The sequence below is a fragment of the Bradyrhizobium sp. CCBAU 65884 genome, from assembly GCF_028128835.1.
GTDB classification, from domain to species: Bacteria; Pseudomonadota; Alphaproteobacteria; order Rhizobiales; family Xanthobacteraceae; genus Bradyrhizobium; species Bradyrhizobium ottawaense.
The window spans coordinates 1-7,488 of the sequence record NZ_LBJU01000007.1 but is presented as its reverse complement, the minus strand read 5'-3'; the positions used below and the strand labels follow the sequence as shown (position 1 = coordinate 7,488).

The following is a 7,488-nucleotide window of genomic DNA, read 5'->3' as shown; positions in this document are numbered from 1 at the left end:
GTCGAATCGCCAACCATGATTCCGTCATCGCATCGGAGGTGGCGATGCGACCGAAGAAGCACAGGACGACGGGATCGGGCGATCTGTTCCGGGCCAGGCTGGACCAAATCATCAATATGAAGCACGAGCTGGTTCAGCTCGCCGGCAAGGTCGATTGGGACTGGATCGACGGCGAGATCGCGCCGCTCTATAGCGAGAATGGTCGGCCAGGGATCGCGAGCCGCTTCATGATCGGGCTGTTGCTGCTCAAGCACATTTACGGGCTGTCCGATGAGGGGGTGTGCGAGCGCTGGGTCCACGACCCATATTTCCGTGTGCCTCGTAGCCGGTGCGTCTGCCGGCACAACTGTGTTGAAGATGGGAGTTGGCCTCCCGGAGCCGGCCTGCAGGGGCAGGCTTCAAACCACTCCAGGCTGCTGCGTTTAAGAGACGCGGTGGTGAGCGCTGGGGAAAAAGGCGGCGGGATACGCCGTCAGGTGAGTGATGAGAAGATGAGCGCAAGCGAACCGCCGATGACGCATCGAAATGGGTCCAGACGCTGTCAAAACGGGCATGGGGATAGTGATGCTCGGAAGAGTGTGGGCGACACCTGCTTACGGTCCACGCGGCAGCCGGTGTATAGGCGGCATGATCTCATCACAGGCTTCAATCCGGAACGAGGGAACCTGGTTCGGGGTGTCAAGGGGAATCCGCAAGTGGCGCACACCACGAGGGAGAACACCAATACCCGAGACAGGGACGGAGCAGCTCGTAGTAGCGCTGAAGTGGCTGTAATGGCTGTGGAGCGAAGGGGCTGCGTTACTCTGTCCGACATCAGACGCCAACCGGCTTTGTCGGGAGGAGCGTCATGACGCCGGACAAACCGTTGCCGATCACCAAGCGTATGGTCTGGGAGGCCTACCAGCTGGTGGCAGGGAATGGAAAAGCGGCGGGCGTCGATGGCCAGAGCCTGGATGAATTCGCACAGGACCTTGGGAATAACCTCTACAAGCTGTGGAATCGCATGGCGTCGGGAAGCTATCTCCCACCTGCGGTCAAGCGCGTGGAGATTCCCAAAGCCAACGGCGGCATCGCGTCGCACAGATGGTGGTCAAGCAGTATCTGGAACCGGAGTTGGATCGAGTGTTTGATCCCAACTCCTACGGCTATCGGCCGGGCAAATCAGCGCATCAGGCGATCGAGCAAACGCGTAAGCGGTGCTGGGACTATGACTGGGCTTTGGATCTCGACATCAAAGGCTTTTTCGACACGATCGATCATGCCCTTCTGGTGAGAGCGCTTCGGAAGCACTGTCAGGAGCCCTGGGTTTTGCTGTACGTCGAGCGATGGCTGAAGGCTCCGGTGGAGATGCCCGATGGGACTATCCAGAAACGGGAGGCCGGAACACCGCAAGGTGGAGTGGTAAGCCCGCTGCTGGCGAATCTTTTTCTGCACTATGGTGCGTCAGGCCAAGCCTGATGCTTCCAGCGGGTGAAATTCCCGTCCCGGCAAGGGGAAGAGCCGCCCCACCGGGAATCGAGCCTTGGGCTTATGGAGGTAACGACATGAGCTAAGCGTAGGCAGAGCGACGCGCGGGCTGTAACGCAAGTGAAGCGGATCAGCCTCGTAAAGATAAGAATCCGCAGGCCGACAGAGTCGTAGTGGCTGGAAGGCAAAAGTAGGTCACCGTCAAAGGCGAGGTGGCTGGAGACTGCGGCGGGGTCAGAGCGCACGGCACGTTCGGAGAAGGAAGTATCAAGGAACCTGAGAGATCCACTGTGGTCTCGGTGCGCAGCGGAAGCACGCCGAGTATGCCGGACGATATGGATCATTCCTGAGAAAGGCAGACGCTGCAGTGGAAGTCGGATTCGCTGGTAGTACTCGGAGCGCGGGAAAGCCGCGTACAGGGGGAAGCGGCGAAGCAGATGAAGACTGACCGCAGGGAAACATTACCCGCACGCACAGAGGCAGGATTCTGATGTCAACGAAACTGGGTCAGATAGCGAAGAAAGCCAAACTGGACCGAGAGGTGCGATTCACCTCGTTGGCCCACTTGCTGACACCGGCGTTCCTCAAGGAAACTTGGCGAATGATGAACCGGGACGCAGCAAGTGGCGTCGACGGGCAAAGCACCAAACAGTTTGCGAGCGAGATGGAGAAGCGGGTCGAGGAGATCTGTGCACAGCTAAAAGAAGGCACGTACCGCGCGCCGCCGGTTCGGCGGGTCGAGATACCCAAAGGGCCGGGCAAGGTCGGAACGCGACCATTGGGGATTCCCACTGTCGCCGACCGGCTGCTGCAGCGGGCGGTCGCGCGCATTCTCGAGGCTGTGTTCGAAGCCGATTTCCTCGATTGCAGTTACGGCTTTCGACCAGGGCGAAACCCTCATCATGCCTTGCAGGCTCTGCGCCGGCATATCGTGACAAAGAAGGTTAGCCATGTGCTCGAGGCCGATATCCGCAGCTACTTCACCCGCATTGATCATCAGTGGTTACGCCGGATGGTGGCTCACCGGATTGCCGACCCGATCATCCTTCAGCTGATATCAAAATGGCTGAAGGCCGGGGCACTGCAAGACGGGATCTTCCTTCCAGCCAGGGAAGGGACCCCGCAAGGGGGGCCGATATCGCCTGTGCTCAGTAATCTGTACTTGCACTTTACGCTCGATCTTTGGTTTGCGAAGAAATTCAAACCACTATGTTGAGGCGAGGCATATCTGGTGCGTTTTGCTGATGACTTCGTGGGGTGCTTCCAGTTCCAAGGTGATGCGCAGAACTTCCAGCGCCAGTTGCGGGAGCGGTTCGCGCAGTTCACGGACTAAGCGCCTGACTGCGTCTGACCCAAGCGCGGCGATGCCGGCGGTCATGACGGCGTTGCCGCCGAGCAAATGTTGACGTAGCTCGCCTTTCGGAAGAGATCAGCGCATCCGGATGAGAGGTGCTCGGCGACTGATGAGGCTTTGAGAGTATGCTTATCAGTGCGATCTGGATAGCTCGCGAGGCGACATGACTCGATCTTGTAAATCATTATCGTAAACAAGAGAGGAGGGAGCCTTCCAAGGCAAGATCAGCTGTCGCCCGTGAGGGTCTACGCACTTGGCATCCAGATGCGGACGGCCAGTACTTAGGGTGTCAATAAACTGCGTCCCCTGGCGAGGAGGAGGAGGTTGGATCTGAAACCAATCTCGTCGAAGATGAGGTTAAGGAGCAGCGAGCATGGCTGCGCAAAATGGAACGACGTACGTGGAATTCGATAGTCGAACTGTATTTCCCCCTAAGCAACCTACGATAGGATCTTCTTCGAATTCGGCTAGTAAACACGGAAGGCAAGCTAGGCTTCAAGAAATGATGAGGCCCCTAGGTAGGGCGCGGACTCATTAAGGCGCAGCCACAACCGGATTGACGCGAGTTGAATAAATGCAAGGTAGTTGGCGGCGAGCCTATGGTAGCGCGTTGCCACCCGACGGCATTGCTTGATCCTGTTGAAGAACCGCTCAACTTTGGTCCGAATGGTTCACGTCATCAACGGAAACGTGAGCGTCGTTGTTGTGCCCGTGTCGGCACTTTGCTGCTGGACGTCGCCACCGATTTGTTTGGCAAGCGATGCGATCAGCTTAAGACCCGATCCATGCTCGTTCGATTTCTGGATGCCACACCCATTGTCGGACACAGTTAGACGGGCCTCGCCGTAGCCGACGCCGCCTACCAAGCGCACCTTGATCCTGCCGCCATTCCGGTCGAATGCATGTTTGATGCTGTTCATTGCAGTCTCATTTAGGATGAGACCGACCGGCAATGCTCGGTCGATGCTCAGTTCGAGCTCGTCGCACTCGACATCGATTTTGCTGACGGATCGCGCTGCAAAGTGCGCGTATGTAAGATGATAGGTTTACATTATGGCCTTCGTGTCGAGGGCCGAGTTGATCATGCGCCAGCGAGATGGCGTTGATAAGGCTAGCGACATGATCCAGCTCGCGATGAACCTCTGTGCTCTGATGCCGGCGCTTTTGGAGGGAGATAGAAGATAAAACGAGCTGAAAGTTATTCTTGACGCGATGTTGCATTTCCCGAAGTAGCACTTCTCGCCTTTGAGCTTCGGCAGCAGCAGCGATCAAACGCGCTTCTTCATCCGGCCGCGCATAGTGGCGAAGTACGGCTCCTATCAGCGCGGCAGCGGCGGTCAGAAAATCGGTCGTGTCCTCGGTGAACTCTCTCGCCTTGGTGCTGTCCACTTCGAGCACACCCCAGGCTGCACCATCTATAAGCACAGGAACGTTGGTCAACGAGATGATGCCATGCTCCTTCAGAAGATCCGAATGAATGTATTCTTGTTGTTCACCGAGATTTTGGACGGTGACGGGTTCTGCCGTCTGAAACGAGCGCCCGGGTGGAGAGAGCGTAGGTCGGCCGATAATGTCGCGGTCCCTACGACCCCATCCTTCCATCCCACACCTGCGACTAGGAGGAGATCTGAGGAGTGCGGACGATATCGAAGAATCTTTACGTGGTGTATCTCCACTGCGCGCGCGACTTGAACGACCGCTTGATTTAGAAAGCGATGCAGATCGACCTTTTCACCCCCGAGTCGTCCGATATCGACCAGAATGCGGACGTGGCGCCGGAGCCTATCCAGCGAGTCACCTTCGTTCATTCCGGGCGCCAGTTCTTTCATTTACTTCCAATGCCACGCACTCCGAAAAGTGCCAGGGACAGTTGCTGAAGCCAATCTCTTATCGGTCCAGCGCTGCCGCACGAATTTGGCCGCTATAGCGGACAAGGCCTTCGTCGCAGCTACGGCCCATTTTACAGTAAACAGCCTAGCATTCGCCAAGTAAGTATCGAAGCCGAGTCCGCTTAGCTGGCTCGCAGCCGCACTTGAGCGCCCTTGCCGTCATTACTGCTGTAGTTCTCTGAGGATGCGGTCTCGATGCTGCAGGTGCTGCATTTGAGAGGCCTTGAAATTATCGAGCAGCTTCCGCGCCTCGCCGGCGTCATAGCCCTGACGAACCATGAACCCTATCCGTCCCTCCTGCTCAAAGATGTGGCGCTCGCCTTGAGCTATGTGCCGCTCGGCTTCTTTCAAATGTCGGAGCTGCATCGCGCGGTCCATGCCACAGCTTATCACAAGGAAGATGATCTCGGTGCCCGGAAAATCCTGCTATTCTCAATCTTCCTCGGCATTATGTCGCGGCGCGTTGCTTCCCAGGAAGGTACTCGGCGGTGGATGTTCTTTCCGAACACAGCTCTGGGGGCGTTTAATCAGCTGCTCGTCGATCGTAAGATCAATTCGATAGACAGGTTTTCGCTGCTTTTGCGGCAGCATATAGCCTCCAACGACCGCTCTGTCGGTCATGCAGATGACGAGGTCATTGTTCCGATCGCGACCGGCCGGCGCAGGAAAGCGGGCGACGAAGACCAATTTCTCAAACTGCTCCGGGGCCGCGATGGGTCAAACTCGACAAAACTCAATGTGAGCATAATAGGTCTACTGCCAGGCGGATAGCTCCAAATCCCTAGCCGGGAATGCGGACATTCGCTAGCAAGATGTCGCGCGCGCGCCGATCAGGGGCACGTGGCTCGGCCGCGATCCCCGCTGGCGTAACGAACCCCACGCGGCGAATCGCCGAACCGAGCTCGGAACAGGCGATTGAAATGCGAAACATCCGAGAAGCCGACCTCGAGCGCGATATCGGAAATTAGCTGCGCGCTGACGCGCGCCTCGGTTAACAGTTTGAACGCAAGTTGGAGGCGTAGCTCATTCACATGCCCGGTGAACGATGATCCTGATGACGTCATCAGGCGCTGCAGATGGCGAGGTGAAATGCCTTGGCGATGAGCGACCTCCTCGACGCTAAGCCCGGGCTTCTGAAAGTGTGCCGCGATGTAGTCGAGTACGGCGCTGTGGCGCGCGGCCACGATCGCACTCGCATCGCTCTCGCCCAAGGGGGCGCACTCGCTGACCGCGAGCGCAACAAGATCACAGGTGTGAGCTACGACCGCATCACGCAGCTTGGGGCGGGCCAGAGGCCCCTCCTTAAATGCTGACTTCAGATAGGCCATGAGGAGGCGGAGTGCTTCATTTCGCTGAGGAATCGGCCGTATTGCGAGGCTCTCGATGTCGGTCACGCGCTGCGCAAGTGCCTCGCGGGGTAGCGCCAGACCAAATAGTATTCCGTCGATATAGGTGACAGTCGCGCGCTCCGAATGCAGAATCGAGGTTGCGTCGCCGGCGCAAAGCTCGATGTCCCGGCCGCGCTGCGACAAATGACTTTTGCCGGCTAAGGAGACGATCAGGCCGATCGAGTCATCGCCGTCAGCAACGCTCGCCCGCAAGCGCGCGAAGCGCATGGGCGAGCCTTTCAGTGCGAGCGTGCGTAGACCCCGGAGCGCTTGCAATGTTGCGTCGGCTTGAAACGGAACGTCCGTTACAGGTTCAATATCGACATGAACTATTCCCCGCACAAACCTCTCGCGCCATAGTGGAAGTCGCATCCGCTCCGGATGCTCGCGCGTCGAGAATCGATGCGATACGAAATGGGCTGCGTCCCGAGAACGACAAACTGGGCTATGGTTCGAGCCTGCGGTTGGGCGGGATGATTGATATCGAGCGTCAACTCGGCCGGTTGTATTCGCCGAAGTGGCCCGAACACATTCTTGGGAGTATCGACCGTGAAAAGGCGGCTGTCGGCGAGCGGCTGTTTGTCGCAAGATGCGCCGGCTGTCATCTGCCGCTTGACTCGACCGACACCAAGAAGCTGATCAAGGCCGATATGCAGCCGCTGCCTGCAGCGGGTACCGACATCTGGACGGCTTGCAACACCTACTTGCACAAGTCGAAGGCGGGCTTGCTCGAAGGCAAGAAGCAGTTCGTCTATGCCGGTGACGTGATCAAGCCCATCGATCAGACTCGCTCGATGCTGGCGCACGTCTCGATCGCCTCGATCATCGGCCGGGCCGATGAACTCGCCGGCAAGATCATCGACGACACGTTTGGCCGCGGCGAGGAAAAACCAACGATCGTGGCGGCGGCGCACGCGATTGCCTTCCGGGAACGGTCGATCTGGTCAAGAAGGCCCGCGCCAAGGAATGCCTGGAAACCAATAATTCGATCTTGGCTTACAAGGCGCGACCACTTAACGGCATCTGGGCAACGGCTCCTTATCTGCATAATGGATCGGTGCCGACGCTATACGACCTGCTGTTGCCGTCGGAGATTTGCACCGTATCTCCGCCGCTGCCGGGCGAAGCTAGTCCACCATCAACCGGTCCAAAGCGGCCGGAAACATTCCATGTCGGCGACCGCCAGTTTGATGCCGCAAGGGTTGGGGTGTTGTCCGTGCAGGGGCCGGCGACGTCGGAGTTCCGCGTACGAAGCTTAGATGGCGCACCGATCCTAGGCAACTACAACTCGGGACACGAAGGAAGTGCGTACGGCGCTAGTGTCCCGAGTCACAAGTTCGCAATCGTAGATTCGCATTAGATTCGCGTCGCTGTGCCAAAGATGGCGGCA

At 58.0% G+C, this 7,488-nt stretch carries 8 protein-coding genes and 2 pseudogenes; 5 read left to right on the top strand and 5 right to left on the bottom strand.

Features of this window, described 5'->3' with window-relative positions; genetic code table 11:
• Window positions 1–44: 44 nt before the first annotated feature.
• From XI03_RS00720 to XI03_RS00710, 3 genes and pseudogenes are all read left to right on the top strand, one after another.
• Window positions 45–314: pseudogene (locus XI03_RS00720) on the top strand (transposase); the annotation flags it as partial.
• Between the two features lie 533 nt (window positions 315–847).
• Window positions 848–1,437 (top strand): annotated as a pseudogene (locus XI03_RS00715) (reverse transcriptase domain-containing protein); the annotation flags it as partial.
• 520 nt (window positions 1,438–1,957) lie between these two features.
• Window positions 1,958–2,683: a reverse transcriptase domain-containing protein gene (locus XI03_RS00710; RefSeq protein ID WP_271591021.1), complete on the top strand. Its 726-nt coding sequence runs from the start codon at window positions 1,958–1,960 to the stop codon at window positions 2,681–2,683.
• On the opposite strand, the gene XI03_RS00705 is transcribed toward XI03_RS00710, so the two are convergent.
• The 3 genes from XI03_RS00705 to XI03_RS00690 all read right to left on the bottom strand — a co-directional run bounded on the left by XI03_RS00705 (window position 2,675) and on the right by XI03_RS00690 (window position 4,423).
• On the bottom strand, window positions 2,675–2,845 hold the full coding sequence (locus XI03_RS00705) for a hypothetical protein (RefSeq protein WP_271591020.1): 171 nt from the start codon (window positions 2,843–2,845) through the stop codon (window positions 2,675–2,677). The two genes, XI03_RS00710 and XI03_RS00705, sit on opposite strands and share 9 nt — an antisense overlap.
• A 647-nt stretch (window positions 2,846–3,492) precedes the next feature.
• The gene (locus XI03_RS00695) at window positions 3,493–3,741 is read right to left on the bottom strand and encodes an ATP-binding protein (RefSeq protein ID WP_271591019.1); all 249 of its coding nucleotides are present in this window, start codon (window positions 3,739–3,741) and stop codon (window positions 3,493–3,495) included.
• Between the two features lie 7 nt (window positions 3,742–3,748).
• Complete coding sequence (locus XI03_RS00690; RefSeq protein WP_271591018.1) at window positions 3,749–4,423, bottom strand: histidine kinase dimerization/phosphoacceptor domain -containing protein; 675 nt, start codon at window positions 4,421–4,423, stop codon at window positions 3,749–3,751.
• 482 nt (window positions 4,424–4,905) lie between these two features.
• Here XI03_RS00690 and XI03_RS00685 point away from each other — a divergent pair, with 482 nt between their 5' ends.
• Window positions 4,906–5,481: a hypothetical protein gene (locus XI03_RS00685; protein WP_271591017.1), complete on the top strand. Its 576-nt coding sequence runs from the start codon at window positions 4,906–4,908 to the stop codon at window positions 5,479–5,481.
• Between the two features lie 59 nt (window positions 5,482–5,540).
• On the opposite strand, the gene XI03_RS00680 is transcribed toward XI03_RS00685, so the two are convergent.
• The gene (locus tag XI03_RS00680; protein ID WP_271591016.1) at window positions 5,541–6,470 is read right to left on the bottom strand and encodes a helix-turn-helix domain-containing protein; all 930 of its coding nucleotides are present in this window, start codon (window positions 6,468–6,470) and stop codon (window positions 5,541–5,543) included.
• Window positions 6,428–7,012, bottom strand: a complete 585-nt coding sequence (locus tag XI03_RS00675; protein ID WP_271591015.1) for a hypothetical protein — start codon at window positions 7,010–7,012, stop codon at window positions 6,428–6,430. Before XI03_RS00675 ends, XI03_RS00680 begins: the two co-directional genes overlap by 43 nt.
• 77 nt (window positions 7,013–7,089) lie before the next feature.
• On the opposite strand from XI03_RS00675, the gene XI03_RS00670 reads away from it, so the two are divergent.
• Window positions 7,090–7,458, top strand: coding sequence for a hypothetical protein (locus tag XI03_RS00670; protein WP_442869677.1), 369 nt, complete (start codon window positions 7,090–7,092; stop codon window positions 7,456–7,458).
• Window positions 7,459–7,488 lie beyond the last annotated feature (30 nt).

Bases quoted from the DNA above. Each gene is read 5' to 3' on its own strand.
- XI03_RS00710 (WP_271591021.1), top strand. From the start codon at position 1,958: ATGTCAACGAAACTGGGTCAGATAGCGAAGAAAGCCAAACTGGACCGA.
- XI03_RS00705 (WP_271591020.1), bottom strand. From the start codon at position 2,845: ATGACCGCCGGCATCGCCGCGCTTGGGTCAGACGCAGTCAGGCGCTTA.
- XI03_RS00695 (WP_271591019.1), bottom strand. From the start codon at position 3,741: ATGAACAGCATCAAACATGCATTCGACCGGAATGGCGGCAGGATCAAG.
- XI03_RS00690 (WP_271591018.1), bottom strand. From the start codon at position 4,423: ATGGAAGGATGGGGTCGTAGGGACCGCGACATTATCGGCCGACCTACG.
- XI03_RS00685 (WP_271591017.1), top strand. From the start codon at position 4,906: ATGCTGCAGGTGCTGCATTTGAGAGGCCTTGAAATTATCGAGCAGCTT.
- XI03_RS00680 (WP_271591016.1), bottom strand. From the start codon at position 6,470: ATGCGACTTCCACTATGGCGCGAGAGGTTTGTGCGGGGAATAGTTCAT.